Annotated in this window: 23 protein-coding genes and 1 pseudogene; 9 read left to right on the top strand and 15 right to left on the bottom strand. The window is 58.8% G+C overall.

What is annotated here, in order from left to right; genetic code table 11:
* Window positions 1–134 precede the first annotated feature (134 nt).
* The 5 genes from ACQZ5Y_RS21820 (at window position 135) to aat (ending at window position 3,954) form a co-directional block, all read left to right on the top strand.
* Complete coding sequence (locus ACQZ5Y_RS21820) at window positions 135–902, top strand: DsbA family protein (RefSeq protein WP_013635983.1); 768 nt, start codon at window positions 135–137, stop codon at window positions 900–902.
* A 124-nt stretch (window positions 903–1,026) separates the two neighbouring features.
* Window positions 1,027–1,464, top strand: coding sequence for a type II 3-dehydroquinate dehydratase (gene aroQ, locus ACQZ5Y_RS21815; RefSeq protein ID WP_003496340.1), 438 nt, complete (start codon window positions 1,027–1,029; stop codon window positions 1,462–1,464).
* A gap of 25 nt (window positions 1,465–1,489) precedes the next feature.
* Window positions 1,490–1,975, top strand: a complete 486-nt coding sequence (gene accB / locus ACQZ5Y_RS21810; RefSeq protein ID WP_003512759.1) for an acetyl-CoA carboxylase biotin carboxyl carrier protein — start codon at window positions 1,490–1,492, stop codon at window positions 1,973–1,975.
* Between the two features lie 12 nt (window positions 1,976–1,987).
* Complete coding sequence (gene accC / locus ACQZ5Y_RS21805) at window positions 1,988–3,334, top strand: acetyl-CoA carboxylase biotin carboxylase subunit (RefSeq protein ID WP_013635980.1); 1,347 nt, start codon at window positions 1,988–1,990, stop codon at window positions 3,332–3,334.
* Between the two features lie 5 nt (window positions 3,335–3,339).
* On the top strand, window positions 3,340–3,954 hold the full coding sequence (gene aat / locus ACQZ5Y_RS21800) for a leucyl/phenylalanyl-tRNA--protein transferase (protein ID WP_003512757.1): 615 nt from the start codon (window positions 3,340–3,342) through the stop codon (window positions 3,952–3,954).
* A 16-nt stretch (window positions 3,955–3,970) separates the two neighbouring features.
* Here the strand turns inward: aat and ACQZ5Y_RS21795 are convergent, their stop codons facing one another.
* From ACQZ5Y_RS21795 to gatB, 5 genes are all read right to left on the bottom strand, one after another.
* Complete coding sequence (locus ACQZ5Y_RS21795) at window positions 3,971–4,408, bottom strand: DUF2155 domain-containing protein (RefSeq protein ID WP_013635979.1); 438 nt, start codon at window positions 4,406–4,408, stop codon at window positions 3,971–3,973.
* 146 nt (window positions 4,409–4,554) lie between these two features.
* Complete coding sequence (locus ACQZ5Y_RS21790) at window positions 4,555–4,953, bottom strand: NADH:ubiquinone oxidoreductase subunit NDUFA12 (RefSeq protein ID WP_013635978.1); 399 nt, start codon at window positions 4,951–4,953, stop codon at window positions 4,555–4,557.
* A gap of 109 nt (window positions 4,954–5,062) precedes the next feature.
* On the bottom strand, window positions 5,063–5,536 hold the full coding sequence (locus ACQZ5Y_RS21785) for a GNAT family N-acetyltransferase (protein WP_112752832.1): 474 nt from the start codon (window positions 5,534–5,536) through the stop codon (window positions 5,063–5,065).
* Complete coding sequence (locus ACQZ5Y_RS21780) at window positions 5,533–6,030, bottom strand: GNAT family N-acetyltransferase (protein WP_013635976.1); 498 nt, start codon at window positions 6,028–6,030, stop codon at window positions 5,533–5,535. The genes ACQZ5Y_RS21785 and ACQZ5Y_RS21780 overlap by 4 nt, the downstream gene beginning before the upstream one ends.
* A 159-nt stretch (window positions 6,031–6,189) precedes the next feature.
* Window positions 6,190–7,695, bottom strand: coding sequence for an Asp-tRNA(Asn)/Glu-tRNA(Gln) amidotransferase subunit GatB (gatB, locus tag ACQZ5Y_RS21775; RefSeq protein ID WP_174049403.1), 1,506 nt, complete (start codon window positions 7,693–7,695; stop codon window positions 6,190–6,192).
* Between the two features lie 151 nt (window positions 7,696–7,846).
* Between gatB and ACQZ5Y_RS21770 the strand changes: the two genes are divergently transcribed.
* Window positions 7,847–8,179: a DUF1294 domain-containing protein gene (locus tag ACQZ5Y_RS21770; RefSeq protein ID WP_173992534.1), complete on the top strand. Its 333-nt coding sequence runs from the start codon at window positions 7,847–7,849 to the stop codon at window positions 8,177–8,179.
* Here the strand turns inward: ACQZ5Y_RS21770 and ACQZ5Y_RS21765 are convergent.
* Complete coding sequence (locus tag ACQZ5Y_RS21765) at window positions 8,161–8,670, bottom strand: GNAT family N-acetyltransferase (RefSeq protein WP_003512748.1); 510 nt, start codon at window positions 8,668–8,670, stop codon at window positions 8,161–8,163. The two genes, ACQZ5Y_RS21770 and ACQZ5Y_RS21765, sit on opposite strands and share 19 nt — an antisense overlap.
* Before the next feature lie 298 nt (window positions 8,671–8,968).
* Here ACQZ5Y_RS21765 and ACQZ5Y_RS21760 point away from each other — a divergent pair, with 298 nt between their 5' ends.
* Window positions 8,969–9,226: a YjhX family toxin gene (locus ACQZ5Y_RS21760; RefSeq protein ID WP_003512746.1), complete on the top strand. Its 258-nt coding sequence runs from the start codon at window positions 8,969–8,971 to the stop codon at window positions 9,224–9,226.
* Between the two features lie 65 nt (window positions 9,227–9,291).
* Here the strand turns inward: ACQZ5Y_RS21760 and ACQZ5Y_RS21755 are convergent.
* From ACQZ5Y_RS21755 to ACQZ5Y_RS21740, 4 genes and pseudogenes are all read right to left on the bottom strand, one after another.
* A pseudogene (locus ACQZ5Y_RS21755) lies at window positions 9,292–9,759 on the bottom strand (GNAT family N-acetyltransferase).
* A 20-nt stretch (window positions 9,760–9,779) separates the two neighbouring features.
* Window positions 9,780–11,261 carry an Asp-tRNA(Asn)/Glu-tRNA(Gln) amidotransferase subunit GatA gene (gene gatA / locus ACQZ5Y_RS21750; RefSeq protein WP_003512742.1) on the bottom strand — a complete coding sequence of 494 codons (1,482 nt, stop codon included), beginning with the start codon at window positions 11,259–11,261 and terminating at the stop codon, window positions 9,780–9,782.
* A 55-nt stretch (window positions 11,262–11,316) separates the two neighbouring features.
* Window positions 11,317–11,604, bottom strand: a complete 288-nt coding sequence (gene gatC / locus ACQZ5Y_RS21745; protein ID WP_121556543.1) for an Asp-tRNA(Asn)/Glu-tRNA(Gln) amidotransferase subunit GatC — start codon at window positions 11,602–11,604, stop codon at window positions 11,317–11,319.
* A 125-nt stretch (window positions 11,605–11,729) separates the two neighbouring features.
* Window positions 11,730–12,434, bottom strand: a complete 705-nt coding sequence (locus ACQZ5Y_RS21740) for a metal-dependent hydrolase (protein WP_003512733.1) — start codon at window positions 12,432–12,434, stop codon at window positions 11,730–11,732.
* An 84-nt stretch (window positions 12,435–12,518) separates the two neighbouring features.
* On the opposite strand from ACQZ5Y_RS21740, the gene ACQZ5Y_RS21735 reads away from it, so the two are divergent.
* Complete coding sequence (locus ACQZ5Y_RS21735; protein ID WP_025593281.1) at window positions 12,519–12,821, top strand: alkylphosphonate utilization protein; 303 nt, start codon at window positions 12,519–12,521, stop codon at window positions 12,819–12,821.
* A 15-nt stretch (window positions 12,822–12,836) separates the two neighbouring features.
* Complete coding sequence (ruvX, locus tag ACQZ5Y_RS21730; protein WP_003512731.1) at window positions 12,837–13,316, top strand: Holliday junction resolvase RuvX; 480 nt, start codon at window positions 12,837–12,839, stop codon at window positions 13,314–13,316.
* Here the strand turns inward: ruvX and ACQZ5Y_RS21725 are convergent.
* From ACQZ5Y_RS21725 to ACQZ5Y_RS21705, 5 genes are all read right to left on the bottom strand, one after another.
* Window positions 13,268–13,585, bottom strand: a complete 318-nt coding sequence (locus tag ACQZ5Y_RS21725) for a DUF6105 family protein (protein WP_003512730.1) — start codon at window positions 13,583–13,585, stop codon at window positions 13,268–13,270. The genes ruvX and ACQZ5Y_RS21725 overlap by 49 nt on opposite strands.
* A complete protein-coding gene (locus ACQZ5Y_RS21720; RefSeq protein WP_013635969.1) occupies window positions 13,582–13,743 on the bottom strand; it encodes a hypothetical protein in 162 nt (53 codons plus the stop codon). Before ACQZ5Y_RS21720 ends, ACQZ5Y_RS21725 begins: the two co-directional genes overlap by 4 nt.
* Window positions 13,744–14,001: 258 nt before the next feature.
* Window positions 14,002–14,646 carry a TetR/AcrR family transcriptional regulator gene (locus tag ACQZ5Y_RS21715; RefSeq protein WP_003512728.1) on the bottom strand — a complete coding sequence of 215 codons (645 nt, stop codon included), beginning with the start codon at window positions 14,644–14,646 and terminating at the stop codon, window positions 14,002–14,004.
* A 135-nt stretch (window positions 14,647–14,781) separates the two neighbouring features.
* Window positions 14,782–15,393 carry a GNAT family N-acetyltransferase gene (locus ACQZ5Y_RS21710; RefSeq protein WP_111799020.1) on the bottom strand — a complete coding sequence of 204 codons (612 nt, stop codon included), beginning with the start codon at window positions 15,391–15,393 and terminating at the stop codon, window positions 14,782–14,784.
* Window positions 15,394–15,532: 139 nt separating this feature from the next.
* The gene (locus ACQZ5Y_RS21705; RefSeq protein ID WP_003512726.1) at window positions 15,533–17,185 is read right to left on the bottom strand and encodes an acyl-CoA dehydrogenase family protein; all 1,653 of its coding nucleotides are present in this window, start codon (window positions 17,183–17,185) and stop codon (window positions 15,533–15,535) included.
* Between the last annotated feature and the right edge of the window lie 97 nt (window positions 17,186–17,282).

Below are 17,282 nucleotides of genomic sequence, written 5' to 3'. Positions count from 1 at the left end.
CCCCAGAATCACACGCTTCACAATCGTGCGACCATAATGCGGACAACTATTTTTGGCGTATGGCATTTGGCTTAAAGTAAGGTAATTGCATCATAACATTCATGAGGCATTGGCCGCACAGTATGAGGACCGATATGGCGCATCTTCTCCGTTCAACCCTTCTCGCCAGCGTAACGGCCTTTTCCATGGCTTTCGCTTCTCTGCCCGCCCATGCCCTCGATGACAAGCAGAAGAAGGAATTGGGAGAGTTCATCAAGCAATATCTGATCGAGAACCCCGAGATCATGCTTGAAGTTCAGGACGCGCTTGAACGCAAGCAATATGCGACCCGCAACGCCAAGGCGGCGGAAGCCGTGGCCGACAACCAGAAGACCATCTTCGAATCGAAATACGATCTGGCGCTCGGCAATCCGGACGGCGACGTCACACTGGTCGAGTTCTTCGATTACAATTGTGGTTATTGCAAACGCGCCATGGGCGACATGGACAATATTCTGAAGACGGACAAGAAAGTACGCGTCGTGCTCAAGGAATTCCCGATCCTCGGGCCGGAATCGGTCGCAGCGCATCGGGTCTCCAACGCCGTCAAGCTGCTTGCACCTGCCAAATATCCCGAATTCCAGCGCGCCTTGCTGGGCGGTCGCGGACGAGCGAATGAAGACAGCGCCATGGAAGTCGCGACGTCGCTCGGTCTCAAGGAGGCCGACATCCGCAAATCAATGGCAGAAAACCCCAACGACGCGCAGGTGCAGGAAACCTACAAGCTCGCCAACAGCCTCGGCATAACAGGAACACCGTCCTATATCGTCGGCAACGAGGCTGTTTTCGGCGCTGTTGGTGCGGACCCGTTGAAGGAAAAAATCGCCAATATGCGCAGCTGCGGAAAAGCCACCTGCTCCTGATTCCGCAAAAAGCCGCTGCATTCCCTGTGGATGCCGGGCCTGCCGGCTCTTTACGGCTTCCGGGGGCTTTTCCTTGAAGGCTGCGCAGTCTATAGGTGTCGCTGATTTTCTTATGGAAACACGAATGAGCAACATCATCATCGTCATCAACGGCCCCAATCTCAACATGCTGGGAAAAAGGGAACCGGGTATCTATGGTGGCAAGACGCTGAAAGACATCGAGAATGATTGTCTTGCTGCTGGTGCAGATCTCGGGTTCGCTGTGGAATTCCGCCAGTCCAACCACGAAGGCGTGCTCGTGGACTGGTTGCATGAGGCGGGAGAGAGAGCGGCAGGTGTGGTCATCAATCCCGGCGCCTACAGCCACACCTCGATCGCGCTGCATGACGCCATTCGTGCGATTTCCACGCCCGTCGTGGAAGTGCATATTTCCAACATCCACGCGCGGGAAGAGTTCCGTCACAAATCGATGGTATCGCCCGCCGCGAAGGGCATGGTCTGCGGTTTCGGACCATATGGCTACATCATGGCGCTTCACGCGCTGAAGAACATCACGGCATAAAAAGAAACAAAGAATAGGGTTTGTCATGTCTGAAAAGAAACAGGGTATCGACAAGGAACTGATCCGCGAGCTCGCGAATATCCTCAACGATACCGACCTTTCGGAAATCGAAGTGGAGCAGGAAGACCTGCGCATCCGCGTTTCCCGCGCCGCTCCGCCCACCACGGTATATGCCGCAGCGCCCACCGGTTACGCAGCACCGGCGCCAGCCCCTGCAGCAGCGGCAGTTGCCGCTCCGGCAGCACCTGCGGTCGCCGCAGCACCTGCCCGCAACCCGGCCAATACCGTTACCTCGCCAATGGTCGGCACGGTTTACCTGTCGCCTGCTCCGGGCGCACGTCCGTTCGTCGAAGTGGGCGCGACCGTCAAGGAAGGTCAGACCATCCTCATCGTTGAAGCCATGAAGACCATGAACCAGATCCCGGCTCCGAAGTCCGGCAAGGTCGTGGAAATCGTCGTCAACGACTCACAGCCCGTGGAGTATGGTGAAGCTCTCGTGGTCATCGAATAAAGGCGGTTCAGCATGGTTTCGAAGATCCTCATAGCCAACCGCGGCGAGATTGCGCTGCGCGTCCTGCGCGCTGCCAAGGAGCTTGGCATTCCGACAGTCGCCGTGCATTCCACCGCAGACGCGGACGCCATGCATGTGCGCCTTGCCGACGAAAGCGTGTGCATCGGCCCGCCGCCTTCGCGTGACAGCTACCTCAACATCCACCAGATCGTTGCGGCCTGCGAAATCACCGGTGCGGACGCCGTTCACCCCGGTTACGGCTTCCTGTCGGAAAACGCCAAGTTCGCCGATATCCTCGACGCGCACGGCATTACCTTCATCGGACCGACCGCAGAGCATATCCGCCTTATGGGCGACAAGATCACCGCCAAGCAGACCGCACAGGAACTCGGTATTCCCGTGGTTCCCGGCTCCGACGGCGAAGTGAAGCCCGAGAATGCGCTCGAAATCGCCCGGACGATCGGCTTCCCGGTCCTGATCAAGGCGACGGCAGGCGGCGGCGGTCGCGGCATGAAGGTGGCGAAGACGGAAGCGGATCTCGACGAGGCGGTCTCGACGGCCCGCTCCGAAGCGGCAGCTGCCTTCGGCAACGACGCCGTTTATATGGAAAAATACCTCGGCAAGCCGCGTCATATCGAAGTGCAGGTTTTCGGCGACGGCGAAGGCAACGCCATTCATCTTGGCGAACGCGACTGCTCGCTGCAGCGCCGTCACCAGAAGGTGCTGGAAGAGGCGAACTCCCCGGCCCTCACCGTTGAACAGCGCATGAAGATCGGCGAAATTTGTGCAAGCGCCATGCGCAAGCTGAAATATCGCGGTGCCGGCACCATCGAGTTCCTTTACGAAAACGGCGAGTTCTATTTCATTGAAATGAACACCCGTCTTCAGGTGGAACATCCGGTCACGGAAGCGATCACCGGCATGGACCTCGTGCAGGAACAGATCAGGGTTGCTTCGGGACAGGGCCTGTCGGTCACGCAGGCGGATATCGAATTCCATGGCCATGCCATCGAATGCCGTATCAATGCCGAGGACCCGCGCACATTCGTTCCCTCCCCCGGCACGTTGACCTATTTCCATACGCCGGGCGGCCTTGGCGTGCGCGTCGATTCGGGTGCCTATCAGGGCTACAAGATCCCGCCTTATTACGACAGCATGATCGGCAAGCTTATCGTTCACGGTCGCGACCGTGACGAATGCATCCGCCGTCTACGCCGGGCATTGGACGAGTTCGTCGTCGACGGCATCAAGACCACGCTCCCGCTTTTCCAGGATCTTCTTCAGAACGAAGATATCCTCAGCGGCAATTACGACATTCACTGGCTGGAAAAATACCTGGCCGGTGATGCGTCTCACTAAGAGATATGGTTGGGCGGCGCAGCAAAAATAACGGCATAACCGTCGATATATTGCTGCGCGCCTATTCCGCCGGCCTGTTCCCGATGGCCGATTCGGCTGACGATCCCGAGCTTTTCTGGGTCGAGCCGGAAATACGCGGAATCATTCCGCTCAACGATTTCCACATTTCCAAAAGCCTCGCCAAGGCGATGCGCAAGAAGCCGTTCGAGATACGCTTCAATACCGCTTTCGAAGCGGTGATGGCAGGATGTGCGGCTGAAGCGCCGGACAGGCCGAGCACCTGGATCAACGCCACAATTCGCAAACTCTACACCGAACTGCACCAGATCGGCCATGCCCATAGTGTCGAGGCGTGGGATGGCAAGGAACTTGTCGGCGGACTTTACGGCGTATCGCTTGGGGCCGCATTCTTCGGCGAGAGCATGTTTTCCCGCCGCACCAACGCCTCGAAAATTTGCCTCGTGCATCTGGTGGAGCGGCTGAGAGCAAGCGGTTTCGTGTTGCTCGACACTCAATTCACCACCGAGCATCTGAAGACATTCGGCGCGATCGACGTGCCGAAGCAGCAATATGCGAAAATGCTCGATCAGGCCGTCAACCAGCCAGACCTGCAATTCTAAAAATCATAACGTAACGTTATTTGCTTGCCGTTGAGGGAGCGGGAACTTCGGAGTCCTGCTTGCAGCCCGTCAGCCATACGTCGTAGATCGGGTGCTCGACGGCATTGAGGCCGGGGCTGTCGGCGAACATCCAGCCAGTGAAAATCCGCTTTATCTTGCGGTCGAGAGTAATTTCATCCACCTCGATGAAAGCATCGATCTTCTGGGCTTCCGTCTGGTCGCGCGAGTAACAGACCTTAGGCGTCACCTGGAGCGCGCCGAACTGAACCGTTTCGTCGATATAGACATCGAAAGACGTAATGCGGCCGGTGATCTTGTCGATGCCGGAAAACACTGCCACGCGGTTTTCAAGACGGGCGGCGGAGACGGGCGATACGAGGATGACAGCAGAGACCGCTGCAAACAGCGAGACTGTCAGCGCACGCAAAGAACGATCCCGCGTGAATATCCTCATACGATATGTCTCCAAAAAATTGCCTGTGTCGGGACGACGACCGGATCAACGCGTAAGGGCGGAATGTGGCAAAAACCGGTGAGGTCGGGTGCCAAGCGCGGCGTTTTGCACAACACCGCGCATCGCAATGCTCATTTTTCCCCTGCTCAGTTGCCGGGGGTCCAGGCGTCGTAGTCGCCGGTTACGCGTGGACGCTCGCCTGCGACCGCCAGCGATCCCTGTGGGCGATAGGCCTTGGATGTGCCGGTGAGGTTGGCCTGATGCGCCTTCTGCCATTCCCGCGGAACGTATGTTTCCTGGCTCGGCGGCACGTCGGTGCGGTAGTGCATCCAGCCATGCCAGCCGGGCGGAATGGCAGAAGCTTCGGCATAACCGTTATAGATCACCCAACGGCGCGGCATGCCCCAGGAGGTGGTGCCGCCTTCGTAATAAGTGTTGCCCAACTCGTCCTGTCCGACCTTCTTGCCGAAACGCCAGGTGTGAAACCGCGTTCCGATCGTCTGGCCGTTCCACCAGGTGAAGATTTGCGTCAGGAGAGTCTTCATTATGCGTTCCTCGGGCTTGAATGCGCCGCAGCGATTTTCCGTGCACGGCACAAGACAAGCTTATGCCGCCCCTCACGGCGATTGTCCAGTATTTCCCGATATATCCGCGCTATTTCAGCTTCATCCTGAAACCGAGATGCCGCTTTTCGAAACCCAGCCGCTCGTAAAAGCGATGGGCATCGAGCCTCGCCACGTTGGAGGTGAGCTGCACGGCTTTCATGCCCCTGGCGCGCGCTTCATCAAGGCAATAGTTGATCATGACTGCGCCGATGCCACGGCCGCGCATGTCGGGCCGCGTCTGCACCGCTTCAATCACCATGGATTTGGCGCCGCGCCCGATAAGCTTGGTCAGGATGGCCGTCTGGAAAGTGCCGACGATCTCGCCGTCCAGTTCCGCCACGTAAAGCGTCTCGGTGGGTGACGCCTCGATGTCGCGGAAGGCCGCGAGATAGTCCGGCAGGGCCGATTCGTCGGCCGTATCGCCGTGGCCTCCGATTTCGTCAGCGGCATAGATGGCCGCGAGTGCGGGAACATCCTCTTGCCGTGCCGTGCGGATTATCAGCGTATCTAATGTCGCATTCATCGTTTCAGGCTCTTTTCCATGACGATACCGGGAAAACCATCGATACCCGCCATGCGCTCGATTCGGTCAACCTCGGTAAATCCGACGCCTTCATAAAAGGCTATTGCGACAGTATTTTTGGGCTCCACTTCCAGACGCATGATTTCCGCATCCGGAAAGCAGGTTTCAAGCTCGGCGAAGAGATCGCGGCCGACGCCCTGACGCTGGAATTCAGGTGCAACATAAAGCTGGTGCAACAGGGCTGTCTTGCTCATCTTCGCAGACATGGAAGCATAAGCCATACCGCCGATCTGCCGGCCATTATCGGCCACCAGAAATTCGCCGCCCTTTTTCTCGATGCGGTCCTTCATGGCCTGTGGCGAATGCCATGCGGCAATCAGCTCCTTCACCTTGTCTGCGCCGTAGATCGCGTCGTAGGTCGCATGCCAGGTGGTAGCCAGAAGCGCCCGGACCGGCTCGATATCGCGCTGGCTTGCCGTGCGTATAAAAAACATGATGTTTGCTCCGTCTCGAAACAGAAATGCCGGGCATGATCCCGGCATAAATTAATGTCAGTCCCAGTGCTCGACGTCATCCTCGGGCTTATGCCGAGAATGACGGATGAGAACTTGCTACTTCAATGCCATTGTACCGGCACGGGAAGCAGCGTCCGCTTACTCGTCCTCGATGCCGAGCTTGGCCTTCACCAGCGCCTGCACGGCCTGCGGGTTGGCCTTGCCGCCCGTCGCCTTCATGACCTGGCCGACGAACCAGCCGGCAAGCGCCGGCTTCGCCTTCACCTTCTCGACCTGATCTGGGTTGGCGGCGATGATCTCGTCCACGGCCTTTTCGATGGCGCCGGTATCCGTCACCTGCTTCATGCCGCGCGTCTCGACGATTTCGGCCGGGTTGCCGCCCTCGTTCCAGACGATTTCGAACACATCCTTGGCGATCTTGCCGGAAATGGTCTCTGCCTTGATGAGATCGATAATGCCGCCCAGCTGTTCGGGAGAAACCGGCGTCGTCTCGATGTCCTTGCCTGATTTGTTCAGCGCACCGAGAAGATCGTTGATGACCCAGTTGGCGGCAGCCTTCGGGTCGCGGCCGGCAGCAACGGACTCGTAATAATCGGCGATCGCCTTTTCCGAAACGAGGATCGAGGCGTCGTAGACCGACAGGCCAAGATCAGCGACGAAACGGGCCTTCTTGTCATCAGGCAGTTCCGGCAGATCGACCTTCAGCGCCTCGACGAAAGCATCGTCGAATTCGAGCGGCAGCAGGTCCGGATCAGGGAAATAGCGATAGTCATGCGCGTCTTCCTTGGAGCGCATGGAACGCGTCTCACCCTTGCCGGGATCGAACAGGCGAGTTTCCTGATCGATGACACCGCCGTCTTCGAGAATGGCGATCTGGCGGCGCGCCTCATATTCGATGGCCTGGCCGACGAAGCGGATGGAGTTGACGTTCTTGATCTCGCAGCGCGTGCCGAAACCTTCGCCGGGACGGCGCACGGAGACGTTGACGTCGGCGCGCATCGAGCCTTCGTCCATGTTGCCGTCGCAGGTGCCGAGATAACGCACGATGGAGCGCAGCTTGGTGAGATAGGCCTTTGCCTCATCCGACGAGCGCATGTCGGGCTTGGAGACGATTTCCATCAGCGCCACGCCCGAACGGTTCAGGTCCACGAAGGACATGGTCGGGTGCTGGTCGTGCATGGACTTGCCGGCGTCCTGCTCCAGATGCAGGCGCTCGATGCCGATCTCGATATCCTCGAAATTGCCCTGACGGTCCGGACCGAGCGAAATCGTGATGATGCCCTCGCCGACGATCGGGTCCTTGAACTGCGAAATCTGGTAGCCCTGCGGCAAATCCGGATAGAAATAGTTCTTGCGGTCGAAGATCGAACGGTTGTTGATCTTGGCCTTCAGGCCGAGACCGGTGCGCACCGCCTGCTTGACGCATTCCTCGTTGATGACGGGAAGCATGCCGGGCATGGCGGCGTCCACAAGCGACACGTTGGAGTTCGGCGCATTGCCGAAAGTGGTCGAAGCGCCGGAAAACAGCTTGGAATTGGAGAGAACCTGCGCATGCACCTCCAGGCCGATCACGATTTCCCAATCGCCGGTGGCGCCGGGAATGAAGCGTTTCGGGTCGGGGGTGCGCACGTCTATAAGGGTCATATGAAGCTCACGATATACGGGTTCTTTGGCTTTGGTGGGTAGAACAAATGGAGCGCGGGCGCAAGACATCTTGCACCCTGTCGCGCCAGGCACCGGATTTTCGCCGGAACCTGATACGTGTTTTTTACGGTTCTCAGTTTCAATTCACGTCATGACCATGATCGCTCTCTGCTTCATGACCTATATCGCCTTCAATCTTTTCGTCTTTCTTGTCTATTGGTGGGACAAGGAGGCGGCGAGAAACGGTGGCTGGCGCATTCGGGAAAGTACTCTGTTATTGCTTGCTTTTATTGGCGGCAGCATGGGCGCAGTCTCGGCTCAACGCCTGCTGCGGCACAAAACCCGCAAGGAACCCTTCCGCAGCATCCTGATATCCATCGTAATTTTACAGGTGGGCCTTGTCGCGTCCCTCGCCATCATGCCGGACTGGCCGATACGGCTTGTAACCGGCTTGCAGACGCTCTCTCAGAACCCCGGCCCATAAAGGCCGCTCTCGACCTCGACCAGCTGCTTTTGCAGGCCGACGGATTGCACGTCGCGATCAAGCTTCGGCGCATAGGAGACGGAGAGCCAGTGGACGCTGTAACCGTGATGACGGAAAAAGGCGACCGCCGGTTCGTTCTGCGCATGGGTTTCAAGCCGGATGGTTTCGAAATCACGTTGCAATATCTGCCGTTCGATATCCGCAAGCAGGAGGCTGCCTATACCCCTGCGCTGAAAATCCGGATCGATCCAGAAATCGGAAATCGCCTCGTTGAAATGTTCCCGTGCCGCCCATCCGGCAACCGCGCCGCCGAACTCGGCCACGCGGATGGCAAGCCAGGACGAGCGGGTGAAATTGGAAAAGGCACTGGCTGCGTTATCGTAAAGCGTCGCGGTAATGCCGAGCGCGGTTGTGGCCTGTCGCCACGCCCTGAGGCCGATGGCTGCCAGAACCTCCGCTTCCTGCTCCTGCGCATTGCGAATGACGATCAAGCCGCGCCCTCCATGGCCCAACGAAGTAAAGCACCGGCGGTGCGATTCGGCCAGTGCGGTTTCCACACCGCCCTGCCTGCCGGGTCGGGTGATGCCCGTGGGACTTGACCGCGCAGGTCTCCCCCGCTAACCAAAAAGAGCAAACAAGGAGCTTTTATGTTCGCTCAATCGGAGTCCCGGTAACGGCCCTGCCCGCAAGTTTCTTGCGCGCCGGGCCATGATGAAACCGACCTGGATGCCTTAACGGCACCCGGACTTGTTTTCATGCGTCTAGAAGACGCCGACCGGATTTCCGACAATGGACATTTCCCGCGCCGAACAGCGCATTCTTCACCTGCTCGCCCAGGGCGGCAGCATCGAACTCGTTCGAGACGACCATCACAAAATCGAAAAACTCGCGCTCTATACGCGCGACGGCTGGATTTTCAGCGGCCTCGATCTCCTCACCTTCCGCAAACTGAAACGCAAAAGAGCCATCGCATCGTCCGGTGGCAAGCCCTACCGCATCACCACGCGCGGGCTGGAGCTCGTAAGGGGTGAGTTGGACAACCGATAAACCGACCGGGCGGCGGGAATGCTGTCGCCCGGCATTTCGCCATGCGGCATCGACGGTGAAACAAATTATGAAGAGAGCTTTTGCTCCAACTTCACTTTCTCAAGTTCGACTTTCATGATGTCGGAATATTCCATGCCGCGCCAGACGATCTGAAAACCGCAACGCTCGTAAAGACCGAGGGCGGCGCGGTTCCTGGCATGAGTGTCGATGGTGGCAAGCGGCAGGCCTTCGGCCCGCATCCTATCGAGAAATTGGACAATCAGCGCTTTTCCAATCCCCTTGCCCTGCCAGGTTGGGTCCACCCACAGATCTCAAATATGATGAGGCTTGGCATCGCAAGCGCCCCAACCGACGACGACACCGTCCATTTCGGCAACGACGACATCACCGGTCGGAGACTTGGCGAAGTTTTGGAATTCGCCCCTCACCCGCTCGATGACATGGGAATCGAGATATGAGGCGTCGAAAGCTTCGCCGGCACGCCACGCGGCAAAACCGACAAAGCCGACCGCATCGCGATCGGCTTTGTTCATCTGTCTAAGCTTGAGACCGCTTACCACCACTTGGCAGGCGTGAACTTGCCGGCAGCCTGCTCAATGGCATGCGCCGTCTTGAAGAGCGTCTCTTCTTCGAAAGGCTTGCCGATGAGCTGCAAGCCGAGCGGCAGGCCCTTGCCGTCCAGGCCGGCAGGCACCGAGAGGCCGGGAAGACCGGCCATGTTGACCGTGATGGTGAAGACGTCCTGGAGGTACATCTTGACGGGATCGGAAGCGAGTTCCTCATCGCCGACAGCGAAGGCGGAAGACGGTGTAATCGGCGCCAGAATGGCGTCGACGCCCTCATGGAAGACGTTTTCGAAATCGCGCTTGATCAGCGTGCGGACCTTTTGCGCCTTCAGGTAATAGGCGTCGTAATAACCGGCTGAAAGCACGTAGGTGCCGACCATGATACGGCGCTGCACTTCCTTGCCGAAACCGGCTGCACGGCTCTTCTCGTACATGTCGGCAATGTCCTTGCCGTCGACGCGCAGGCCGTAACGTACGCCGTCATAACGAGCGAGGTTGGACGAAGCTTCCGCGGGCGCGACGATGTAATAGGCAGGAAGCGCGTATTTGGTGTGCGGCAGCGAGATATCGACCACTTCGGCACCGGCATCGCGCAGCCATTCGACGCCCTTTGCCCAGAGCTTTTCGATTTCTTCCGGCATGCCATCGACGCGATATTCCCTGGGGATACCGATCTTCAGGCCCTTGAGCGACTGGCCGATGGCCTTTTCGTAATCCGGCACCGGCAGGTCGACGGAGGTCGTATCCTTTGCGTCAACGCTCGCCATCGTCTTCAACAGGATAGCGGCGTCGCGCACGTCACGTGCGATCGGGCCGGCCTGATCGAGCGAGGAAGCATAAGCAACGATGCCGTAACGCGAGCAACGGCCATAAGTAGGCTTGATGCCGACGGTGCCGGTAAAGGCCGCCGGCTGGCGGATGGAGCCGCCGGTGTCGGTTGCCGTGGCGCCGGCGCACAGATGCGCGGCAACGGCTGCGGCCGAACCGCCGGAGGAACCACCGGGCACCAGCTTCTGCTCTGAGCCGTTGGCGCGCCAGGGGTTGATGGCCGGACCGTACCAGGAGCTTTCGTTGGACGAGCCCATGGCGAACTCGTCCATGTTGAGCTTGCCGAGCATGACGGCGCCCTGGTCCCAGAGGTTCTGGGTGACGGTCGATTCGTATTTCGGCTTGAAGCCATCGAGAACATGCGAACACGCCTGCGTGTGCACGTCACGGGTGGCGAAAAGGTCCTTCACGCCGAGCGGAACGCCTTCCAGCTCGCCCGCCGCGCCTGCGGCGATGCGGCCATCGGAGGCTTTCGCCATGTCGCGCGCCTTTTCAGGCGTCAAGGCAACATAGGCGTTCAGCGCGCCGTTGGCGGCGTCGATGGCGGCAATATAGGCGTCGGTCAGCTCGAGGGCGGAAAACTCTTTCGCCTTCAGCTTTTCGCGGGCTTCGGCAATGGTCAGGCTCGTCAGGTCGGTCATGGTCGGCAACGGCTTTCGAAATCTTGAAAAAATCGGGCGGCAAACGGCGGTCGGATTACTCGACCACTTTCGGAACCATGAAGAAGTCCCGGTCGGTCGCAGGCGCATTGGCGACGATGTCTTCCGCCTTGTTGCCGTCGGTCACGACGTCGGCACGCTTTTTCATATCCACGGGGGTAACGGAGGTCATCGGCTCGACGCCGTCAACATTCAATTCCGAAAGCTGCTCCACGAAACCGAGTATGCCGTTCAACTGGCCAAGCATATTTTGTGCTTCGTCTTCAGTAACAGCGATACGGGCAAGGCGCGCAACGCGCTTTACGGTGGCGAGATCGACGGACATGGTTCTACTCCGGTCAGAATTTTCCTAACCGCTATAATCACCATGTCCGCCATTCGCAACGGTAGAAAGCATGTCGCGTAAAACTGTGTAGCGGTTTTGCTGTAGCGACATGCGTCAGCAAAATGTCAGAAGGACAGTATTTCGCCCGGCTTCGGCGTGTGGACGCGCGCATCCGAGCCTTCCATGCCGGCCACGAACTTCTCCGGCGTCTGGTCAACGATCGGGAAGGAACCATAGTGGCAGGGAATGACGTTGGCGAATTTGAAAAAGCGCTGGCAGGCGAGTGCAGCCACCGCACCACCCATGGTGAAGCGGTCGCCGATTGGCACGAGACCAATATCCGGCTGGTGCAATTCGTTGATGAGCTTCATGTCGGAGAAAATATCCGTATCGCCCATATGATAGACGGCCGGACCGTCTTCGAAATGCAGCATCAGTCCATTCGCGTTGCCGAGTGAATGGGAAACGCCATCCTCGGTGATCTGGGCGGACGAATGCAGCGCATTGGTGAAGGTTACGGAAAAACCGTCGAAATGTACCGTGCCGCCGGTATTACCCATATCGACCTTCGCCACGCCCTTGGTGGAAAGCCAGGCGGCGAGATCGGCATTGGCAAGCACCGTCGCGCCCGTTTCGCGAGCAAGCTGGACGGTATCCCCCACATGATCGCCGTGGCCGTGGGTCAGGAGAATATGGGTGATGCCTTCAGCCGCGCTTTTCGCATCCTGTCCGGCAAAACCGGGATTGCCGGTGAAAAACGGATCGATAAGGATCTTCGCGCTGCCGTTTTCAAGGCGGAAGGCGGAATGGCCGAGCCAGGTGATTTTCATGGGAAGTTCTCCTTTGTATTGCCCGTATATTATGACATAGGACGGCTTGAACAACCGCACTACCGATATTTCAGAGAGGCGACAATGGCCGCAGATAATGACGATTACGTGTATGACGAGGCGACCGGCGAATGGCGGCCTGCGTCCGAGCTGGCCGCAGAAGCTTCGCGCGCGAACGAAGTGCGCGATGCGGCAGGCAACGTGCTTGCGGATGGTGACCAGGTAACGCTGATCAAGGATCTGAAGGTCAAAGGCACCAATACGGTCATCAAGCAGGGCACTGTCATCAAATCGATCCGCCTGACCGGAAATCCGGAAGAAATCGATTGCAGGCACGAGACGGTTAAGGGTCTGGTGCTGCGCACAGAATTCGTCCGCAAAAGATAAAGGACAGCGTACGACATGGCGATACTTACCATCGAGGAGCTCGCGGAAACGCTTCAGCCGGCACAGGCGATTGCGGGCCTCGACCTTGGGACGAAAACCATCGGACTTGCCATGTCGGACCTGTCGCGGCGCTTCGCCACGCCGCGCCCCGTCATCAAACGGGTCAAATTCACTCGGGATGCCGAGGTGCTGCTGGCCTTTGCCGAAAAGGAAAAGGTATCCGCTTTCATCATCGGCCTGCCCATAAACATGGATGGATCGGCCGGACCACGCGCTCAGGCAACACGCGCCTTCGTTCGTACCATGGGGGAAAAAACCGCCCTGCCCTTCATTTTCTGGGATGAACGGCTTTCAACGGTCGCCGCCGAACGTGTGCTTCTGGAAATGGACGTCTCTCGCGCCAAACGGGCCGAACGCATCGATTCGGCAGCCGCAAGCTTCATTCTTCAGGGCGCGCTGGACAGGCTTTCGGCACTCGCCCGCGCAACGGGCTGACGTCCCTGCCACCAATTGGCAATCTGTTTTCGCTTGCGGAAAGCAAGGATCGCAAAAACGATCAGGCTGTCGACCGCTATGGCGCGCGCGACCAGCGGCGGCAGGCTTTCCGGCGGCAGGCCGAGGATATTGCCGTAAATCTGGAATACTAGATCATGCGTCTGGCGCGTCAGCATGAAGAAGCCGAAGCTCAAGTCGTAATAGGATAGCCAGTACCAGCTGCCGAGCAATGCAACGGGACCGGCCCAGAGGATCAAAAACCACTTCATGCAGTCTGCTCCCGCGTGAAAATCGTATCGGGAATGCCAGCAAGCACCGCCCAGCGCACCAGAGCCATCAGGCAAAGGTTAAACGCCGGCGCGTCAATATCCAACGGCAGCATAGCAAAAAACGTCATCATGACGCCCAAAGCTGTCCAGCGGCTCACTTGCGGCTCCCTTATACGCAGTCATTGCGCATGGTTAACATTTTGTTAATGCACACTGGACCGGTAACCATGGCTAAGCAAATGAAAGCTGTCGGTATGGTTAACGGTGGCCGGTCCGGCTGTGGAAAACACCCCTCACGAAGCCAACGGCATGCGATGCCGCAAGGTTGCCGGACCACTGAAAACATGGTTGATTTTTCGTCAAATAACGGCCGATTTTGTTAAGGCGACCGTCTCGCCCGGCTCGTTACGCCGCGCTCAGCCGTAAACGCCGCGCACCAGTCTTTTGACGGCGGTTGCAATCTTGTCCCAGTCCTTGTCCGACTTCAACGGCACGCCGGCGAACTGGCCGCTGGTGGCGGCGGAAATCACGAGATGCTGGATGGCGGCGAACAACACGGCATTGACGGCTGCGGTATCTACGCCCTTGGGTGCTGCCAGCGATCCGCGCATGCGCTCCAGCCATTTGCCGAGCGATTTGGCACGGGCTTCGGCAAGCTGCCTGACCTGCGGCGAGCCATCCGACACTTCCCAGGCAATGATCTTGCAGACGAGAGGATCGCTGCGCAGCGCATCCATGAAATAAAGCGCCAGCTTTTCCATGAGATCGCCATAGGTCAACAGGAACATGCCACCGGTATCTTCAGGAATACGGTCCTTTACCCAGGATCCGAGATCCTCACCGATCGCCTCGATCAACCCTTCCAGACCGCCGAAATAACGGTAGATCAGCTGCTTGTCGCATCCGGCGCGGCGGGCAACGGCATTGATGCCAAAACCCTGAAAGCCCTCTTCGGCCAGAAGCGACCGGGCCGCCTCAAAAATCGCCTTTTCGGTCGCAGCGCGATCCTTGATGCGCTTTTCCGGCTTGTCGGCTGAAATCACCTCTGCGGTCGCCAGCATACTTCCCTACCCGTCTTTTAAAAGGCCTGACCCAACGGGTTAACAAAGCATGAAGACGAGGACAATGCAGCGCAGCGGCTGGGGAGAAGGTTCCTGTGGATGAATGAAGATCGAGGACCCGTACCCCGCAAATAATCACTCCAGCGCCATTCCAAACCACACGGTGCCTGGTGTGTCGTGGGTTTCGAGACGTTTGAAGCCGCGGGTTTCCCAAAAGCGAATACCCGCCTGGTTGCGCTCGCTGGCGCCGAGGTGGATGCCATAGACGTTGTTTTGTCTCGCCATATCGAGCCAGCGCGACAAAAGCCGCGTGCCGCCGCCCTTGCCCTGTGTGCGTGGCAGAAGGTTCAGGTGGATATGGGCCGGAAACGGATCGGTCAGCCAGGTTGGCGTGTGGCGCGGGTGGTGGATGAAATGTGCACGGCGCTGATCGGCGTCCCATGTTTGCTGGTCGCCAACGGGGTCGGGATAAAGGGCGCGCAGATGCGGCCACCACTCGCGCTCCAGCCGCTCATCATGCAAGGCGGTATCGAGCGCGCCGGCGATGTAACCGCAGACACCCTCTTCGTCTTCCGCCACAAAAACGGCATCGGGCCACAGATGCAGATAAGGCACGGAATAGATATGCCCCACCATGCGGCCATCGCGATAAAGCGGGGTGGCATCCCGCCCGGCATCGCCGGTGGCAAGACTGATGGCGTAGAGCGCCTCTTCATCTTCAGGACGGGCGGAGCGGAAGGTCAGCATCTTCTATCGCCCTCCATCTCCATGCGCGCGCACGCGCCCGACGACTGAAAGACAGAAATACGCCCCACGCCAACGCCTTTTCTCAAATCCGATACCCCTCCCACAGGGACTGCAACAACAGCCTTCCACCCTTTATCGGTCAGGACGCGGGCGGATACAATAAATCGATTATATAATTCGGATCAAAGCGAGAATCGAGCATGCCGTAAGTATGTCGCCAACCACCCGCCAGACGGGTTTCGAGGAAGGCGTCTGCGATCTTGCCGGCGCCGAGCCGGCAAAGCTCGGCGGCAGCGGCAGCGAGTGCGAATTGCTCCACCAGCAGGCGGGCGGCACCCTCATCGCGTTCGGCAAGCGCGATTGCGGCGCGCAGCACATCCGTGGTCTTTTTGCCGGCGGGTCCGAGATCGCGCTCCAGCGTCTGGAAAACGAGATCGAACAGATCCTTGCCGCGCTGAAGAACACGCAGCACATCCAGCGCCATGACGTTGCCGGAGCCTTCCCAGATGGCATTGACCGGCGCTTCGCGGTAGTGGCGGGCAATCGGCCGTTCTTCCACATATCCGTTACCGCCAAGGCACTCCATCGCCTCGTAGATCAACGCCGGCGCGATCTTGCAGCACCAGTATTTCACAATCGGCGTCATCACCCGCGCATAGGCCGCCTCGGCGGCATTGTTGCGGGCGGCATCGAATGCCGATGCCAGCCGGAAGGAGAGTGCCGTCGCGGCTGCGACATCCAGCGCCATATCGGCGAGAACGCGCGTCATGATCGGCTGGCTGACCAGCGTCTTGCCGAAGACGGAACGGCCGCGTGCGAAATGCACGGCTTCGGCGAGCGAAGCGCGCATCATGCCTGATGATGCCAGCGCGCAGTCGAGCCGCGTCAGCGTCACCATGTCGAGAATGGTGCGCACACCGCTGCCGGGTTCACCCAGAAGATAACCGAAAGCATCGGTGAACTCGACTTCGGCGGAGGCGTTGGAGCGGTTGCCGAGCTTGTCCTTCAGGCGCTGGAAGTGCAGGCCGTTCGCGGAACCGTCTTCCAGATAACGCGGCACCAGGAAACAGCCCATGCCGTCGCCCATCTGCGCCAGCATGACGAAACCGTCGCTCATCGGCGCGGACAGGAACCATTTGTGGCCGGACAGGCGATAGATGCCCTCGCCCACCCGCTCCGCCGTGCTGCGGTTGGCGCGCACATCCGTGCCGCCCTGCTTTTCCGTCATGCCCATGCCGACGGTGACGGCGGTTTTCTGCAAGGCCGGCTTCTGCGAGGAATCATATTTCCGCGACAGTATCTTCGGCACCCATTCCTTCTGCACACGCGACGAGGTCATGATGGCGGCAACGGAGGCGCTGGTCATGGTCAACGGGCAGAGATGCCCGGCCTCGAGCTGCGCGGTCAGATAAAATTTGGTGGCGCGCGCCTTGTGTTCGTTGCCGCGCGTCTCAGCCGCATTTTCCCAGACGCTGGAATGAAGACCCGATGACATGGAACGGCGCATCAGTGCGTGCCATGCGGGATGGAACTCAACCTGATCGAGACGTTCGCCGCGCGGGCCATGCGTGTGCAGCTGCGGCACGCCCTGATTGGCCATGCGCGCCAGTTCCTGCGCTTCGTGCGAGGTGACGTAACGGCCGAGCTGGTCGAACTCGTCCCTCAGATTGCGTGACAGGCCGGATGTGAGGTCGACGATCAGCGGATCGGAACGATAGGCATTAATACCGGACCATAGGCTAGGCTGGTTTAGTTCGGCGAGCGATTCTTCTGTCCGGTTCATGCCTGTCATTCGCATCCTTCTATCGGGATTCGTGCTTTATTGCGTGTATATGCCAAAACCCGGCTTATCGCATGCTTGCCCGCAAAGCCACCTGTCTTTATAGACC

This window comes from Agrobacterium sp. A3-95 (assembly GCF_053521785.1).
Note: the sequence above shows the minus strand (reverse complement) of the source record. Positions and strands in the feature narration are given on the sequence as shown.

Bases quoted from the DNA above. Each gene is read 5' to 3' on its own strand.
- ACQZ5Y_RS21820 (WP_013635983.1), top strand. From the start codon at position 135: ATGGCGCATCTTCTCCGTTCAACCCTTCTCGCCAGCGTAACGGCCTTT.
- aroQ (WP_003496340.1), top strand. From the start codon at position 1,027: ATGAGCAACATCATCATCGTCATCAACGGCCCCAATCTCAACATGCTG.
- accB (WP_003512759.1), top strand. From the start codon at position 1,490: ATGTCTGAAAAGAAACAGGGTATCGACAAGGAACTGATCCGCGAGCTC.
- accC (WP_013635980.1), top strand. From the start codon at position 1,988: ATGGTTTCGAAGATCCTCATAGCCAACCGCGGCGAGATTGCGCTGCGC.
- aat (WP_003512757.1), top strand. From the start codon at position 3,340: ATGGTTGGGCGGCGCAGCAAAAATAACGGCATAACCGTCGATATATTG.
- ACQZ5Y_RS21795 (WP_013635979.1), bottom strand. From the start codon at position 4,408: ATGAGGATATTCACGCGGGATCGTTCTTTGCGTGCGCTGACAGTCTCG.
- ACQZ5Y_RS21790 (WP_013635978.1), bottom strand. From the start codon at position 4,953: ATGAAGACTCTCCTGACGCAAATCTTCACCTGGTGGAACGGCCAGACG.
- ACQZ5Y_RS21785 (WP_112752832.1), bottom strand. From the start codon at position 5,536: ATGAATGCGACATTAGATACGCTGATAATCCGCACGGCACGGCAAGAG.
- ACQZ5Y_RS21780 (WP_013635976.1), bottom strand. From the start codon at position 6,030: ATGTTTTTTATACGCACGGCAAGCCAGCGCGATATCGAGCCGGTCCGG.
- gatB (WP_174049403.1), bottom strand. From the start codon at position 7,695: ATGACCCTTATAGACGTGCGCACCCCCGACCCGAAACGCTTCATTCCC.
- ACQZ5Y_RS21770 (WP_173992534.1), top strand. From the start codon at position 7,847: ATGACCATGATCGCTCTCTGCTTCATGACCTATATCGCCTTCAATCTT.
- ACQZ5Y_RS21760 (WP_003512746.1), top strand. From the start codon at position 8,969: ATGGACATTTCCCGCGCCGAACAGCGCATTCTTCACCTGCTCGCCCAG.
- gatA (WP_003512742.1), bottom strand. From the start codon at position 11,261: ATGACCGACCTGACGAGCCTGACCATTGCCGAAGCCCGCGAAAAGCTG.
- gatC (WP_121556543.1), bottom strand. From the start codon at position 11,604: ATGTCCGTCGATCTCGCCACCGTAAAGCGCGTTGCGCGCCTTGCCCGT.
- ACQZ5Y_RS21740 (WP_003512733.1), bottom strand. From the start codon at position 12,434: ATGAAAATCACCTGGCTCGGCCATTCCGCCTTCCGCCTTGAAAACGGC.
- ACQZ5Y_RS21735 (WP_025593281.1), top strand. From the start codon at position 12,519: ATGGCCGCAGATAATGACGATTACGTGTATGACGAGGCGACCGGCGAA.
- ruvX (WP_003512731.1), top strand. From the start codon at position 12,837: ATGGCGATACTTACCATCGAGGAGCTCGCGGAAACGCTTCAGCCGGCA.
- ACQZ5Y_RS21725 (WP_003512730.1), bottom strand. From the start codon at position 13,585: ATGAAGTGGTTTTTGATCCTCTGGGCCGGTCCCGTTGCATTGCTCGGC.
- ACQZ5Y_RS21715 (WP_003512728.1), bottom strand. From the start codon at position 14,646: ATGCTGGCGACCGCAGAGGTGATTTCAGCCGACAAGCCGGAAAAGCGC.
- ACQZ5Y_RS21710 (WP_111799020.1), bottom strand. From the start codon at position 15,393: ATGCTGACCTTCCGCTCCGCCCGTCCTGAAGATGAAGAGGCGCTCTAC.
- ACQZ5Y_RS21705 (WP_003512726.1), bottom strand. From the start codon at position 17,185: ATGACAGGCATGAACCGGACAGAAGAATCGCTCGCCGAACTAAACCAG.